Source organism: Kordia periserrulae (assembly GCF_003054265.1).
Classification (GTDB): Bacteria; Bacteroidota; Bacteroidia; order Flavobacteriales; family Flavobacteriaceae; genus Kordia; species Kordia periserrulae.
Genome location: NZ_QBKT01000003.1, coordinates 87,986 through 102,572, shown reverse-complemented (window position 1 = coordinate 102,572; position 14,587 = coordinate 87,986). Strand labels below are relative to the sequence as shown.

Sequence of the window (14,587 nt, the reverse complement as noted above, 5' to 3'; positions counted from 1 at the left end):
TTGGAGTATGTTGTTAAGTGACGAATATTTCGTCCTCATTTTTAAAGCTTTTAAATTCGATGATAAAACCATTGGGGTCAGTCACGAAAAAAGAGATGTGCTCGCCTACTTTATCTTCTAAAAAAGTAACTTCTGTAGTCACTTCTTCATTTAGCTGCAACAATTTTGTGTAGAGCATTCCCCAAGTATCGGTATCTACAATGATTCCGAAGTGAAATGAAGGTAGAATGTGTCCGCTTAAACGATAATTCTTAAAGTCAAAATTGAACGAGCCTGCACTGGTAAATGTAAGTTGATTGCCGTACAAGTTGATATCGAGCCACGTATCGGTACTTCGTCCAGGACTCGCGCCAAGTGCATTCACATAAAAATTTTTTGTTTTTTGAATGTCGTCACATGGCAATGCTAGGTGGAATGCTGCTTTCATCTTTTGAAGGTTTTGGTTTCTTACTAAAATTACGCTTAAAATATTTTTTGACTGCTTTTTTGTCTTCTTTGTCTAAATACGGCAACGCATCTTTCCAAAAACACCAATACACATCTTTAAATTTTTCCTTTTCACGAACATGAAATAGGTTCGTGGTCAACTTCATGGCAAAATGATGTTTTATTACAATATTTTTATCTTTTGATTGCACGCTTGAAACAACGTGTGAAACCTGATGACGGTCAACCCACAAACCAATTTCTTCTTTTGTTTCGCGTGCCAAGCTTTTTTCCAACGATTCCGAGCGTTTTTTTACGCCGCCCGGAAGCGTTAGTTTTTTGGTGTTGCCCAATTTTTCAACCACCAAAAGCTGTTCTTTGTTGACAGCAATTAAGCGCGATTTATGAATTATCTTCATATAGATGCTACCCTATTAATAATCATCTTCCTCCTCGTCCAGCGTAGGCTCTTGTACTGCATCTGGATCGTCGTTTTCGAAATCAGCATAATCATCTTCGTCGTAGTTTTCCATTGTCTTTTCAAGTTTTACACTCACTTTTACCAAGTATTTAGTGTCTCCCGAAATTACCTCAACAGCTTCTACCGATTCGCCTTTCGCGTTTTTAAATTTGATAATGTTTTCTTCTTCATAACCAAAAGGATATTTTTCTACCAGTAATGCTAAGATTTCAGGCGTTAACTTTTTAAAGTCAACAATAACACGCTTTAGGTTGTTGTTGTTGGTTTTCACGTTTTCTTTTTTTGTTTTATTTATAAGTCTAATAAGTATGCAAATATTAATGGAGCTACAATAGTAGCGTCACTTTCTATGATGAATTTTGGCGTATCAATATCCAATTTTCCCCATGTAATTTTTTCGTTTGGAACTGCTCCTGAATAAGACCCATAACTTGTCGTGGAGTCACTGATTTGACAGAAATAGTTCCAAAACGGCGTATCGGTACGTTCTAAATCTTGATACAACATCGGTACGACACAGATTGGGAAATCGCCAGCAATTCCGCCACCAATTTGGAAGAATCCGATACCGTTTTCTGAGTTTTCCGTGTACCAATCTGCCAAAAACGTCATGTATTCAATTCCTGATTTCATGGTGGTCGCTTTTAATTCGCCTTTCATCACGTACGAAGCAAAGATATTCCCCATTGTACTGTCTTCCCATCCTGGACACACAATTGGCAGGTTTTTTTCCGCTGCAGCGTACATCCAAGAATCTTTTAAATCGATTTCATAGTATTGTTCTAACACGCCCGACAGCAACATTTTGTACATGTATTCATGTGGCAAATAGCGCTCGCCTTTTTCGTCGGCAGCTTTCCAAATATCGTAAATATGACTTTGCAATCTGCGGAAGGCTTCTTCTTCAGGAATGCACGTATCGGTAACACGATTGAGTCCTTTTTCAAGTAAATCCCATTCGTCTTGCGGTGTTAAATCGCGGTAGTTTGGTACGCGTTTGTAATGCGAGTGTGCTACCAAGTTCATGATATCTTCCTCCAAATTGGCACCTGTACACGAGATGATTTGTACTTTGTCTTGACGAATCATTTCTGCGAAGATTTTCCCCAATTCCGCGGTACTCATCGCACCAGCTAAAGAAACTAACATTTTGGAACCTTTTGCCAAATTGTCTTCATACCCTTTAGCGGCATCTACTACAGACGCTGCATTGAAGTGTAAGTAATATTTTTCTATGAATTGAGAAATTGCTCCTTTAGTCTTCGTCATCTTCGTTGTATTTTAAACGGTTAATTCTGCTTTCGTTTTGCGCGTTGTATAAGTTTTCGTTTTCGTCGCCTTCGTTTTGCTCAAAAAACTTGTAGCTCAACATTTTGTAGTAGAGTTTCGCTGCCAGAAAGTCAGAAGATTTGTCGTTCGGATTTGGACATAATTCTACAATATCAAATCCGACCACATTTTTTTCATCGAACACACGTTTTAAAAACTCCAAGGTTTCGTACCAAAATAATCCACCTGGTTCTGGAGTTCCTGTTGATGGCATAATGGAAGAATCGAGTCCGTCTAAATCGAACGTGATATACACAGTATCGCTCATGGCTTCAATTGCGGTGTCCATCCAATAGTCATCGTTTACCATATCGTGTGCAAAAAACACATTGTCTTCGTTCATAACGGTACGTTCAATGGCGTCCATGCTACGAATTCCAACTTGCACTAAGTTTGTGTTTTGATTTGCTTCGTACATGGCGCACGCATGGTTGTATTTGGAACCTTCATATTCTTTGCGTAAATCGGCATGTGCGTCAATTTGCAAAACTGTTAGGTTGTCAAAACATTCGTTAAAAGCACGCATTGCGCCAATAGAAATTGAATGTTCGCCACCAAATAACGTTACAAATTTATTGCGCTTGATGTTGGTTTTTACAGCCTCATGTACTGCTTTTACCATTGCTTCTGGCGATGCATCTTCGGTAATCGTTTCGGCTAAATAAATTCCTTGTTTATAAACTTCACTATCGGTTTCAATATCGTATAGTTCCATATTTTCAGCTGCATGTAAAAATGCTTCTGGTCCTTTGTCAGCTCCTTTTCCCCAGGTACTTGTACCGTCGTACGTAACAGGAATTAAGGTAATTTTCGATTTTTCGAAGCTTGCATACGCATCAGGAATGCCTGCAAATGTTTTTGTGGTTTTCATTTTTTAACTGTTAATAATACTTTTTAAAAGTGTAATTGTATATTGGTTATGTTAATTGATTGTTGTTTCTAGATTCACTTCCTCGTTTGCATTATCTAGCTTATTATTGATAGTGTAATCGTACCCTAAGAGCGATAACAAGTTTTCCGAGGTTTGTTGTTGTGAAAATAATTCTGTCACAATATTTCCATCCGCATCACGATTGATGAGAATGTGTTTGGGTTGTGGAATTAAACAATGTTGCAATCCGCCAAATCCACCAATGGTTTCTTGATACGCGCCTGTGTTGAAAAAGCCAATGTATAGTGGTTTCTCTTTGCTGTATCTTGGCAAGTAAATCGCGTTCATGTGTTGCTCACTATTGTAGTAATCGTCACTATCGCAGGTTAATCCGCCCAACAATACACGTTCGTATTCTTTTTGCCATCCAGTAATTGGAAGCATGATAAAACGTTTATTGATTGCCCATGTATCTGGCATTGTGGTGATGAATGATGAATTGATCATATTCCACTTTTCACGATCGTTCTGTTGTTTTTGGTATAACACTTCGTAAATAGCGCCACCACTTTCACCAACGGTAAAGCTTCCAAATTCTGTAAAAATGTTTGGAACTGGCACTTCCGCTTCTTCACAAGTTTGTTTGATTTGCAGAATGATTTCATCAATCATGTATTCGTAATCGTAATCAAACGCCAACGAGTTTTTGATTGGAAATCCGCCACCAATATTTAAGCTGTTTAACGAAGGACATACTTTTTTAAGGTTAACGTACACTTTCATACATTTTAGCAATTCGTTCCAATAATAGGCCGTATCACGAATTCCTGTATTGATAAAAAAGTGTAACATTTTCAACGTTACTTTTGGATTGTCTTTGATTTCTCTATTGTAAAAAGGTACAATATTTTTGTAGCCAATTCCCAAACGCGACGTATAAAACTCAAATTTTGGTTCTTCCTCCGAAGCAATTCGGATTCCGATATTGTAATTTCCTTTTATTTCTTGACTCAACAAGCTGATTTCCTCATAATTGTCTATGATAGGAATGCAATTGTTATGTCCGTTATTGATTAAACGTCCAATATTTTTAACATACTGGTCGCGTTTGAAACCGTTGCTTATCACAAACGTATCGTCTGTAATTTTTCCTTGCGCTTTTAGGTTTTCTACAATATCAATATCAAACGCAGAAGAGGTTTCTATGTGTATATCGTTTTGCAACGCTTCGTTCAGTACGTGTTTAAAGTGCGAACTTTTGGTACAATAACAATAATTGTAATTACCTTCATAGTTGTGCTTTTGCATGGCATTGGCAAACCATTTTTTTGCATTGTTGATGTTTTCAGATATTTTTGGCAGGTACGTAAATTTTAAAGGTGTACCGTATTGTGCAATGAGTTTTGAAAGGTCAATGCCGTGAAATTGTAATTTGTTGTTTTCATCAAGATTGAATTCTTTTTGAGGGAAATCAAATGTTTGCTCGATGAGATCAATATATTTCGTTTTCAATGTAGTAATGAATTTTTAAATTTAAAGAAAAACTGTGTGCGCTATTAATTAAATTATAATAGCTGGAAAATACAAAATATTTCCTTAAATACGGAAAGCGAATACCGTAAATGGTATAAAAGTGCGCCGTAACAAACACTTGAAAGTATGTTCTATTTCAGAAGTCAGCCTAAGAATTCGGCGTCTGATACGTAAGACTGCTTTTGGAGTAGACTTCTTTATGCTCCTGAGCCCGAATCTGAAAAAAGCATTCATTTTTGTAGGCAATGCGTTCTTATGATGAACTCATTTACAAAGCAAACATACACAAAAAATAAATTCAAAAGGCTTTTTTTATTTTTTTTTATGTTTTTTTCAAAGCAAACTCACAAGACGCTGATATACAAAACATAAGCATTAAAAATACTATCCAATTTCTATAAAAATCATCCTGAATACTATTTTTTAAAAAAAGGAGAAAAAATAATTGTCATATTTATTTTTTAACTACATTCGTCATAGCTTTTAGCTGACATTCATGAGTTATATGTATGATTTCGGGTTGTTGGAAATTAGGAAGTCAAATCCAATAACAGCTTTTAGACCAAGCAACCGAAACTTAAAGCTAACTTCCGTTAAAAACTTCATTTTAAAGTATGTAGACACTACCGTAGTCGTCATATTTGTTCGCGCATAATTCCTTTTATATAAAGGAAGTGTATATGTTCATATTACTTTATCCATTTTAATTTTAAGAGAAAGTATCGTTCTTAAAAACTGTCACATCAACTGTATATGCTGCTAGGCAAGCACATACTAGAGATTTCCGAACTCTACTTGACATACGCTATCGGAAAATCACAAAAATTAATTTAAAAAATATACTATCATGAAAACAATCACAATTATTACCAGCATTCTTATTTTCTTTTTCACGTCTATTAACGAAACCAAAACTATTGAAGCAACGTACGACGGATATGAAGACGGAACATATTATTTTACAGACAGCAACGACGATCTTTATGAATTTCAACAAGTAGAAAAAGCTGTGCTAAAAGAATTCGATTTAATGAGCGATTCTTTTGAAAATAAAAAATTTAAAGTAACTTATAAGTCCGTTGAAGAAGAAGTGGACGGCGAAGAGTACACGAGCTACGTTATCACGGCTTTGACATTAATTAAAGAGTAACACATATCCTCTAGGAAACCATCAATTTTCTAGAGGTATTTTACGGAGTTTTAAAAACAAATTTTTAATCTAATACCAATTAAAATAAAAAATCAAACACAAAAAAATGATTATTCAACCAAATGATTTTGAGCCTACAGATCACTGGTATCCAAAAGCTTTAAACGCTACCATACATCCAATGGTACATTTCTTTTTTAATCTAGACAGAGAACGTATCATTACAAGATACTGTCACATGCATCCATCAGTAAGTCGCGAAAAATTAAGAGATATTCTCAATTATAAATGCAAATACTTCCAATGGGGCGGCGCAGACTTGTTAAACGTAACCTCATCAGGTGGGAAACGACAAATGGTAGTTATTGAAAACAACTCCTGCCCTTCTGGTCAAAAATCCATGCCTTTGTTAGAAGATAATGAAGAACAAGGAAGTTACCGATTGATGATTGAGCGTACTTTTAAGCCCTACATTAAAAAAATTAAAGACGTAAAAGGCGGCTTGGCTGTTGTATATGACAAAAACGAAATTGAGGTGTTTGGATATGCCAAAGTCATTGCCGATGTGATGAATGAACCTGTACATTGCGTGCCTTTTTACAAAGATGACAAAAACCCAAAAGTGTATTTTGAAAACGGAATTATGTACATTAAAGAAGATGACGACAAAAAAGCGTTACCGATGCGCGCCGCTTTTCGTTATTTGACACAAAAACCGTGGAACAGATTACCGCTAAATACCAAAACCAAAATATTAAATCCGACCATAGTATGCTTGGCTGGCGGACGCAATAAAATGGTCGCTGCAAAAGCGTATGATATTTTTAATGGAGAATTGAAAGCTCACGGTTTAAAAATAAATACACCCGAAACCATTTGGGACGTACGCAAAGAGGAAATTCCGTTGTGGGTAAACAAAATGGGCGGACAAGCGGTTATCAAAGTTCCCTATAGCAATGCAGGACAAGGTGTGTACACCATTATCAACGAAAAGGAATTGGACGATTTTATGGAACTTGAATTTGATTACGATTTGTTCATCATTCAAAGTTTGATTGGAAATTCTAATTGGAGTAGCGTCACTTCTTCTGGAAGATTGTATCATGTAGGAATGATTCCGAACCAGAAAAACGAAACCTATATTGCAGACATTCGCTTGATGGTAAGCGCTACAAATAAGGGAATTTTGCCATTAGTAGCCTACGCACGCAGAGCCAAAGCACCTTTAAAAGACCATATTGATGGTGGATCGGACAGCTGGGAAATGTTGGGAACAAACTTGTCGTTTAAAGAAACGGATGGTTCTTGGGGAAGCGATTCCAAACGATTGTTACTCATGGATCGACGCGATTTTAACAAATTAGGTTTAGGTTTGGACGATTTAATCGAAGCGTATATTCAAACCGTATTATCAACCGTTGCAATTGATAAAATGGCGAAAGCCTTAATTAATTCAAAAGGTGTGTTTAAATACGACCTTTTCAAAAGTTTGAACAACGACCAAAGTTTATTAGACGAAATTAAAATTCGTTAATGAAAACATACAATATACTCATCATTACCGATCACACGAATCACAGCGTGCAAAACTCTGTGTACGTGATGGCAAGTGAAATGCCAAACCATGAATTGGTGGCTTCGGTTGACATTACTTCGTTAGGAATTCCGCAAAATCAGTCATTTTTAAAAGATAGAAATGCCTCAACCTTGTGGGTAAATGCTGTTGATTCTTCGTTGAAGTTTACGGAAGATGGTGCTTGTTTTCACAAAAATCTCTCCCAAAAAAGTATTCGAGCATACGACTTTGTTTGGTTGCGATTGCCGCCGCCATTGAGTGCTGCCCAATTGACATTTTTAAAAGACGTTTGCAAACATCAAGTTATTGTTAATAATCCTTCAGGAATTGAAATTGCAGGTACTAAAAAATATTTGCTCAATTTTCCAGAGTTATGCGCGCCAATGCGTTTATGCACTACAGTAGACGACATCATCGATTTTACAGAAAAACATGAGGAAATTGTACTAAAACCTATCAATTCTTACGGTGGAAAAGGCATTGTAAAACTAGATCGCGAAAATGTATGGGAAGGCAACAAATTACTTTCTAAGCTCGACTTTTTTAACGAATTATACAAAAATCCGTTTGAGTATTTGGCAGTAAAGTTTTTAAAAAATGTGCGTGAAGGCGATAAAAGAATTGTAGTTATTAACGGAGAAATTCTTGGCGCCACACTACGCATGCCAGCTACAGATTCGTGGTTGTGCAATATTTCTAGTGGCGGAACTCCTACAGATACCATCATCACACCAGAAGAGTTAGAAATGGTACGTACGGTAAATCCATTCCTAAAAAAATTAGGCATTGCTATGTACGGACTTGACACGCTCACAAACGACGCGGGCAAAAGAATCCTTTCTGAAATTAATGTCACTAGTGTTGGCGGCGTATATCAATTTCACCAAAAAGAAGGTCGTCAGCCCGTGCAAAAAGCAGTAAATGAATTACTAAAATTTTTTATAGAAAAAGCGAATGAAAATTGATCAAAAACAAACACCAATACATGTTGAGGAAATTGACATAAAAAATATTCAAAAGGAATCTATTTCAAGATATTGGCTCAAAATTGCGGAAGACGGACTCGGAAGTCCCGTTAGCATTCCTGTGATTGTTGCTAAAGGAAGCACCGAAGGAAAAGTAGTGGGAATTACCGCCGCAGTTCACGGAAACGAATTGAATGGAATTTCTGTAATTCAAAAACTGTTTAGCGAGTTGAACGTTGCCGAACTTCAAGGAACGATTGTTGGAATTCCTGTGGTAAATGTGCCTTCGTACATTAGAAACCGACGCCGATTTATTGATGATGTCGATTTAAACCATATTATGCCTGGAAAAGAAAAAGGCAATGTGAGTCAGGCATATACGTGGAGTTTTGTACATAAAATTCTCAATCAGTTTGATTATTTAATTGATTTGCACACAGCCAGCAACGGACGCATCAACTCGTATTATGTGCGTGCAGATATGAAAGATGCAACGGTACAAAAAATGGCGATGTTACAAAATGCACAGATTATTGTGCACAATCCGCCAAGTGACGGTACCCTACGTGGAACTGCCAACGAACTAGGAATTCCTGCCATTACGATGGAAGTTGGGAATCCTAATTTGTTCCAAAAAGGCTTGATTCGCGATGGATTGACCGGAATTTACAACTTACTCAGCGTCTTTAATATTCTCGATTGTGAAGTGGAAGAAGCGGAAGAAAAGGCTATTTTATGTAAAAAATCCTATTGGATTTATACTGCTAAAGGTGGCTTACTCACAGTTCATTCCCGCTTGACGGATATTGTAGAAAAAGGAGAGAAAATCGCAACTTTACGCAATATTTTTGGTGATATTACGGAAGAATATTTCGCACCCGAAAAAGGTGTGATTATTGGGAAAAACGTAAATCCCGTTTCGCAAACAGGTGGTCGTATTTTGCATTTGGGAATTTTGGAAAACTAGGTTTTTGATTTACGATTGTTGATTTACGATTGTAGATTGACGATTTTTGATTTTTTTACTGTTATGGAAAGCTAAATCAAGTTTAGCTTGACGATATATATTTACAAAGCATCAAAACCTCAACTACTAACCTACTAAAATACCAAAATACCAAGAGGCGAAGCCGATACCAACATAACAAGCAACGTTTCTTAAGTTGGAAAAGGCAGAAGTTTACGATATGTACAGTATAACTAGAAACATCAAAGTTCCAAAACCTTAGAAATATATACGCATATAACATAAATGAGTATTGAAAACATTAAAATCCTTTGGATGATTTTGACTTTGAATGAGAATAGTGTATTTTTAAAAATAACTAAAATTTTTAATAAATATAAAGGTTTAGTTATAGTAGAAATAACAGGAATTCCTGTTATACATACGTTGGCAGAAATTTTAAAACCAAATTATGGGAATATTTGATTTTCTAAAAAAGAAACCAAAAGATTCAGAAAAACAATTAGAAACAAGTTTTTCTAAGACTACAGAAACTATCAGTAATGATAAATTCAATTCAATGCAGTTTCAACGAGAGGCATGTGCTTTAGCATTGTGGAAAATTGAAGAATCTGATTATAAAAGAGAAAATGCTATTAAGGAATTGGGAAACATTGGTTTAGATAATAATCAAATTCAAATAATTCTTGAGCAAGTTAAACCCTATTTAAATCGTAAATTAGATGAATCATTTGAAAAAAATCTTGGCATTAAAAATAACATTTTTGAAAGTGAAGTGTATCAAGACGAAATTTTAACTAAAGCTGAAAATTGGTATCAACAAAACATTTTAAATTATGAATTGGTCAAGTTTAACCTTTTAAAAGAAGGGTTAAATGTAAATCAAGCTGACAATATCATTTCTAAACTTCGCAAAAAAGTTACTGAAATGGTTGATGATTTTCAATCTAAACTAGATTCCGGTGAAATTTCAGAAATTAAAATTCAACCAAATCCTGAACATAAAAAAGGAAATGTAGATAAAGACCAAATCGATAAATACATTGGTTATGGTGCTTATCAAATGGAAAGAGGAGATTTGGAAAATGCGCTGGAATTATTTGACAAAGCTATCGAATTGGACGAAAAAGCAACATTAGCTTACGCAAACAAGGGAAAATTATTCTCATTGAAAAATGACAATGAAAAAGCATTGCTGTTTACCAACAAAGCACTTGAGTTTGAACCAAACCATAAGCAAATTTTAGATAATAAAGTAGATATAGTTTTTGAACTTTTTCAAGAAAACAAACTCACTGAAGAAGAATTTATTTCATATATAAAAGACATTTTAAAGCATGATTCCGAAAATCCAAACGGCTTAATTTATATCATTCAATACCACTTAAAGCAAAATCAAATTAACGAAGCTTTACAATCTGTCAAAAAATTATTTATAAATTATTATACAGAACAAATAACTATTCAATTAATGCTGAATACTTTGGGACAATTTCCCCAAAAAGAAGCTTTAAAGCAATTTGACATTATTGAAAGTGAATCAAATGAAGATGCCAAATATCAACTTAAATATAATAAAGGTTTGTATTTAAAGGGAATTGGGAAACTAGATGAAGCAATTGAATTATACGAAGATTTGAATAAGATTCAAGAGTTTTCTTGGAACTATTATCAAATGGCAATAATAAAAAATTTGCAAAATAAAACAGACGAAAGTTTAAAGTTTTTAGAATCAACTTTTAGGTTGGAATCTGAATTAAAAGAAGATGCGAAAAACTTTCCTGAATTACAAAACCTTTGGGTGAATCCAAAATTTATTGAATTAACAAAATAAAAACTTCTGCTAACATTGGTAACCGTTGCACAACCCAATAATTCCACAAAAAACAAGGCATTCTTAGCACTTTTAAAAGTGCCTTTCTTTTGAGTTTTCCTGTGGAATCCTAAAATTAACACCGATTAAAACCCAGCTATCGTGACCATATAGTAACTTTATTTTAAAAATGACCAAAGCAAGTGATCTTGCTCCACTTTTTGCATTTTTCGTAATAAATTTCAGGTTCTTTTTCAGGTTGTAAGTAATTGCAGCCAAGTGCACAAATAATCCAAGTCCAAAACAGCTAATAAACGACGATAAAAGTTCTCCTTGGGAATGCAATCACTTAACTGAAAATTGTTGAATAATTTTTATTGATAGATTTTCTTACCTTGCATATAGTAAGATAAGCAATTATTCAATATCTTAGACTTGTGCAACAGGCACAATGTATAACCGCAATTACGGCGGATTCGACTACGTCCGAATCCACTCGGAATTACTAAAGTCTGTACTAAACCGAAAATTAACGCATTTAACCCGTAACTGACGGTTATACGAAACCGTTGTGGCAATTTGAGAAAAATATCGAACAGTAACAAAAAATGAAATTAGAAATACCAAGTTCCTATCCTGATGAAATGACTAATGACGAGATTCAGCAAGTCATCTCTGACTGTGCAAAAAGAACAACAAACGTTACCAAACCAAATGTCAACGTAACTTTAGGTGCAAGTTATTATATTTCAATGATTCAATTAGGACAATCTGAATTGAATAAACGAATTCAATCTGGACTATTAGAATTAATAAAAGAACAGAACAAGAAAAACAAAAAGACAACATTTATAAACTGGACTTTAACTGGACTGACCATTGTTTTAGCTCTTTTAACAATTTATATTGGCCATCAATCATTAGGATTCGCCGAATCTGACCAAAAATCTGACGAAATCTGGCAATCTAAATAAATTGAATTACTAAAATCTCAAAATAAAGAAATTAAGGAGCTAAATCAAAAATTGAGTGAACCAATCAAAAAAGATTCAGTAAGATAAACATATATACAAATCAAAAGTTTGGCTTCATAAAAGCATAAAGGAATTATCAAATAATAGTGGTCATTTTTGGATTAATTATATTTTAATGGACGAGCCAAAAGCTGGTGAAATCATAAAGGTAACGGATGAAATGGCTAAAGATATTGCAGATAAAGAACTTTGGAAAAGAGAATACGGCTCTGGATATTATATAGTTCAAACTGCAGCAAATATGTTCGACCCAAAAATTCATGATGGATTTTCTTTTTGTGTAATGACTTTAAAAGTTGAATAAAGGACGTCGTAAAAAACTGCAAATAACACTTTGTATCTTCAATCGCGAGGTTTAGGAACTGAAACCAAAAGTTTGAGGTTTATTTTCTAACTTTACGATTGAAAAAAATTGGGCAGTGCTTTCTTGGTCGCCACTGAAAGATACACTTCCCATTGGCATTAATTGGCGCAAAAACTATCTGATGAATAAATATTGGCAAATACCAAACACAAAAGATATTGTTTTAATTAGAGACAATTATGTTTATTACGGACAAAGCGAAAAAAAAATAACAGAAATACCTGAATACTTTGACAAAATATCATTAAATAAAATTAAAAAAATTGAGAATAGTGAAAAATCTAAACATCTAAAATTCTATGATAAAAATTCTGTGGAAAAAATATCTATAGAAAGTGAAAAGATTAAAACAGAAATTGTTGACTTTATAAAAGAAAATCTGTCTGAATTTAAGTATTGGAAAGACTTGCCAAGTAATATTGAATATGCCAAAGTACATTATTTCTTTATGGCATTTATTTTGTTTTGTTTTTCTTGCTCAATTTATTTTTATATTGGAATTTCTAACGGAGAAAAATTTCCGCTAACAAATATGAGAGTGGGAATTTTACATTTTTGCTTATATCTAGCTGAATCTGGAATTTTAAAGTTTGTATCTATATATATTATTATTATCGGATTGACAATATACTCTTTGCGAAAAAAATTACGAACGAAAGGATATATAGAGACTCTAAAAAGGAAAAACAACTAATGCCAACAATGGCAACCGTTGCTCAACCCAATAATTCTACAAAAAAATAAAGCATTCTTAGCACTTTTAAGAGTGCCTTTCTTTTGAGTTTTCTTATTGAACCCTAAAATTTGCACCGCTTACAATCCAGCTATAGTGACCAAATAGTGAAAATGTACAAAAAAGTGACCTTTCTGCAGTTTTTGTGATAAATTTAAAGTCAAATTTTGCTGAAATTTGATGATAGGAATTGAGCAAAGCGAACAAAAAAGATAGCTGAACCTGTCGAAGCTACATCTTCTTATACATCGTTTTTAACTTCTCACGTGTGATGATTTCCTGCCAGTTTTTCCCTAATGCATTTTCCCAAAGTGGCACCAACATCAACGCGATATCAATCATTTTGTTGAGTTCTTTGTTGGTCAAATTGGCGCAAATTCCTGTGGGAATGTCGATATCGTGTTTGCGCACCATTTTTTTGAATTCCGAAACACCTTGCGGGTAAAATTCTTCTAAGTGATTGAATACAATACAGTTTCCGATTCCGTGTTTTGTTCCCAACAAATAGGAAAGTCCATAACTCATAGCGTGCGCTACACCAACTTGCGAATACGCAATGCTCATTCCGCCATGCCAAGAAGCCATCATCAGTTTGTCTTCAGAATCTTCATCGCGCACATTTTTTTCTAAGAATACGTTGCGACACAATTCCAAGGCTTTTTCACCATAACTTTGACTAAACGCGTTTAAATACGTTCCTGTGAGCGATTCTATACAGTGAATATAACAATCCATTCCCGTGTAAAACCACTGATTTTGCGGTACGCCACGCGTCAATTCTGGGTCTAACACTACTTGATCAAAAGGCGTGTAATCGGAGTTGATTCCGAGTTTCTTTTCGGGTCCAGTCAAAACGGTAGTTCGTGAAACTTCCGCACCAGTTCCAGAAATGGTCGGAATTCCCACGTGATAAACGGCTTCCGTACTTACCAAATCCCAACCTTGATAATCGGCAGCACTTCCTTCATTGGTCAACATAATCGCCACTGCTTTTGCCATGTCTAATAAAGTTCCTCCGCCAATTCCGATGATTCCTGATGGATTTTCCGTAAAACGCGATTTCAGTTCAGCAACTAATGTATCTACTTGTTCGGTTTTTGGTTCTTCATCCGCAGATATAAAAATAATTTGATCCAAAAATCGCAGTGGAATTCTGTCAATCAACCATGGATTGTTTTCAAAAACATCATCTACCAAAAAGATAAATGGCGCTTTCGTGTTGACGCGTTTTGGGGCTAAAATTTCCTGTATCTGGTTAAAACTTCCTCTTCCGAAGATTACTCTGGGAACCATTGGAAAGTTTTTATAGTGCATAGCTCGTGGGTTTTATATTGTATGTTATACT

At 34.8% G+C, this 14,587-nt stretch carries 15 protein-coding genes; 8 read left to right on the top strand and 7 right to left on the bottom strand.

All coding sequences use genetic code 11. The annotated features are described in order from the left end of the window. Nucleotides 1-13: 13 nt before the first annotated feature. Genes C8N46_RS07330 through C8N46_RS07305 form a run of 6 tightly spaced genes read right to left on the bottom strand, consistent with a single transcriptional unit; the run spans nt 14 to nt 4,619 of the window. A complete protein-coding gene (locus C8N46_RS07330; RefSeq protein ID WP_108114237.1) occupies nt 14-427 on the bottom strand; it encodes a VOC family protein in 414 nt (137 codons plus the stop codon). Next, nucleotides 393-845 carry an NUDIX hydrolase gene (locus C8N46_RS07325; RefSeq protein ID WP_108114236.1) on the bottom strand — a complete coding sequence of 151 codons (453 nt, stop codon included), beginning with the start codon at nt 843-845 and terminating at the stop codon, nt 393-395. Before C8N46_RS07325 ends, C8N46_RS07330 begins: the two co-directional genes overlap by 35 nt. 15 nt (nt 846-860) lie before the next feature. Then, on the bottom strand, nt 861-1,178 hold the full coding sequence (locus tag C8N46_RS07320) for a hypothetical protein (protein ID WP_108114235.1): 318 nt from the start codon (nt 1,176-1,178) through the stop codon (nt 861-863). Nucleotides 1,179-1,198: 20 nt separating this feature from the next. Then, nucleotides 1,199-2,176, bottom strand: coding sequence for a deoxyhypusine synthase family protein (locus C8N46_RS07315; RefSeq protein WP_108114234.1), 978 nt, complete (start codon nt 2,174-2,176; stop codon nt 1,199-1,201). Continuing rightward, entirely contained in the window at nt 2,163-3,107 is a 945-nt protein-coding gene (gene speB, locus C8N46_RS07310; RefSeq protein WP_108114233.1) for an agmatinase, read from the bottom strand. The genes C8N46_RS07315 and speB overlap by 14 nt, the downstream gene beginning before the upstream one ends. Nucleotides 3,108-3,158: 51 nt before the next feature. Next, the gene (locus tag C8N46_RS07305; RefSeq protein ID WP_108114232.1) at nt 3,159-4,619 is read right to left on the bottom strand and encodes an arginine decarboxylase; all 1,461 of its coding nucleotides are present in this window, start codon (nt 4,617-4,619) and stop codon (nt 3,159-3,161) included. A gap of 868 nt (nt 4,620-5,487) precedes the next feature. Between C8N46_RS07305 and C8N46_RS07300 the strand changes: the two genes are divergently transcribed. The 8 genes from C8N46_RS07300 to C8N46_RS07255 all read left to right on the top strand — a co-directional run bounded on the left by C8N46_RS07300 (nt 5,488) and on the right by C8N46_RS07255 (nt 13,203). Continuing rightward, complete coding sequence (locus C8N46_RS07300) at nt 5,488-5,790, top strand: hypothetical protein (RefSeq protein WP_108114231.1); 303 nt, start codon at nt 5,488-5,490, stop codon at nt 5,788-5,790. Nucleotides 5,791-5,896: 106 nt separating this feature from the next. Beyond that, the gene (locus C8N46_RS07295; protein ID WP_108114230.1) at nt 5,897-7,324 is read left to right on the top strand and encodes an ATP-grasp domain-containing protein; all 1,428 of its coding nucleotides are present in this window, start codon (nt 5,897-5,899) and stop codon (nt 7,322-7,324) included. Beyond that, nucleotides 7,324-8,331 carry an ATP-grasp domain-containing protein gene (locus C8N46_RS07290; protein ID WP_108114229.1) on the top strand — a complete coding sequence of 336 codons (1,008 nt, stop codon included), beginning with the start codon at nt 7,324-7,326 and terminating at the stop codon, nt 8,329-8,331. Before C8N46_RS07295 ends, C8N46_RS07290 begins: the two co-directional genes overlap by 1 nt. Continuing rightward, the gene (locus C8N46_RS07285) at nt 8,321-9,298 is read left to right on the top strand and encodes a succinylglutamate desuccinylase/aspartoacylase family protein (protein ID WP_108114228.1); all 978 of its coding nucleotides are present in this window, start codon (nt 8,321-8,323) and stop codon (nt 9,296-9,298) included. The genes C8N46_RS07290 and C8N46_RS07285 overlap by 11 nt, the downstream gene beginning before the upstream one ends. Before the next feature lie 451 nt (nt 9,299-9,749). Then, nucleotides 9,750-11,132, top strand: a complete 1,383-nt coding sequence (locus C8N46_RS07275; RefSeq protein WP_108114226.1) for a tetratricopeptide repeat protein — start codon at nt 9,750-9,752, stop codon at nt 11,130-11,132. A 587-nt stretch (nt 11,133-11,719) separates the two neighbouring features. Then, the gene (locus C8N46_RS07265) at nt 11,720-12,085 is read left to right on the top strand and encodes a hypothetical protein (protein ID WP_108114224.1); all 366 of its coding nucleotides are present in this window, start codon (nt 11,720-11,722) and stop codon (nt 12,083-12,085) included. A gap of 175 nt (nt 12,086-12,260) precedes the next feature. Beyond that, nucleotides 12,261-12,449, top strand: coding sequence for a hypothetical protein (locus C8N46_RS07260; protein ID WP_108114223.1), 189 nt, complete (start codon nt 12,261-12,263; stop codon nt 12,447-12,449). A gap of 181 nt (nt 12,450-12,630) precedes the next feature. After that, a complete protein-coding gene (locus tag C8N46_RS07255; RefSeq protein WP_146169753.1) occupies nt 12,631-13,203 on the top strand; it encodes a hypothetical protein in 573 nt (190 codons plus the stop codon). A 270-nt stretch (nt 13,204-13,473) separates the two neighbouring features. Here the strand turns inward: C8N46_RS07255 and C8N46_RS07250 are convergent, their stop codons facing one another. Continuing rightward, on the bottom strand, nt 13,474-14,556 hold the full coding sequence (locus C8N46_RS07250; protein WP_108114221.1) for an iron-containing alcohol dehydrogenase family protein: 1,083 nt from the start codon (nt 14,554-14,556) through the stop codon (nt 13,474-13,476). Nucleotides 14,557-14,587 lie beyond the last annotated feature (31 nt).

What these genes read in the sequence shown, in the direction of transcription:
- C8N46_RS07255 (WP_146169753.1), top strand. Translation starts at nt 12,631, where the DNA reads ATGAATAAATATTGGCAAATACCAAACACAAAAGATATTGTTTTAATT.
- C8N46_RS07250 (WP_108114221.1), bottom strand. Translation starts at nt 14,556, where the DNA reads ATGCACTATAAAAACTTTCCAATGGTTCCCAGAGTAATCTTCGGAAGA.
- C8N46_RS07300 (WP_108114231.1), top strand. Translation starts at nt 5,488, where the DNA reads ATGAAAACAATCACAATTATTACCAGCATTCTTATTTTCTTTTTCACG.
- C8N46_RS07260 (WP_108114223.1), top strand. Translation starts at nt 12,261, where the DNA reads ATGGACGAGCCAAAAGCTGGTGAAATCATAAAGGTAACGGATGAAATG.
- C8N46_RS07325 (WP_108114236.1), bottom strand. Translation starts at nt 845, where the DNA reads ATGAAGATAATTCATAAATCGCGCTTAATTGCTGTCAACAAAGAACAG.
- C8N46_RS07330 (WP_108114237.1), bottom strand. Translation starts at nt 427, where the DNA reads ATGAAAGCAGCATTCCACCTAGCATTGCCATGTGACGACATTCAAAAA.
- speB (WP_108114233.1), bottom strand. Translation starts at nt 3,107, where the DNA reads ATGAAAACCACAAAAACATTTGCAGGCATTCCTGATGCGTATGCAAGC.
- C8N46_RS07265 (WP_108114224.1), top strand. Translation starts at nt 11,720, where the DNA reads ATGAAATTAGAAATACCAAGTTCCTATCCTGATGAAATGACTAATGAC.
- C8N46_RS07295 (WP_108114230.1), top strand. Translation starts at nt 5,897, where the DNA reads ATGATTATTCAACCAAATGATTTTGAGCCTACAGATCACTGGTATCCA.
- C8N46_RS07275 (WP_108114226.1), top strand. Translation starts at nt 9,750, where the DNA reads ATGGGAATATTTGATTTTCTAAAAAAGAAACCAAAAGATTCAGAAAAA.
- C8N46_RS07315 (WP_108114234.1), bottom strand. Translation starts at nt 2,176, where the DNA reads ATGACGAAGACTAAAGGAGCAATTTCTCAATTCATAGAAAAATATTAC.
- C8N46_RS07285 (WP_108114228.1), top strand. Translation starts at nt 8,321, where the DNA reads ATGAAAATTGATCAAAAACAAACACCAATACATGTTGAGGAAATTGAC.
- C8N46_RS07290 (WP_108114229.1), top strand. Translation starts at nt 7,324, where the DNA reads ATGAAAACATACAATATACTCATCATTACCGATCACACGAATCACAGC.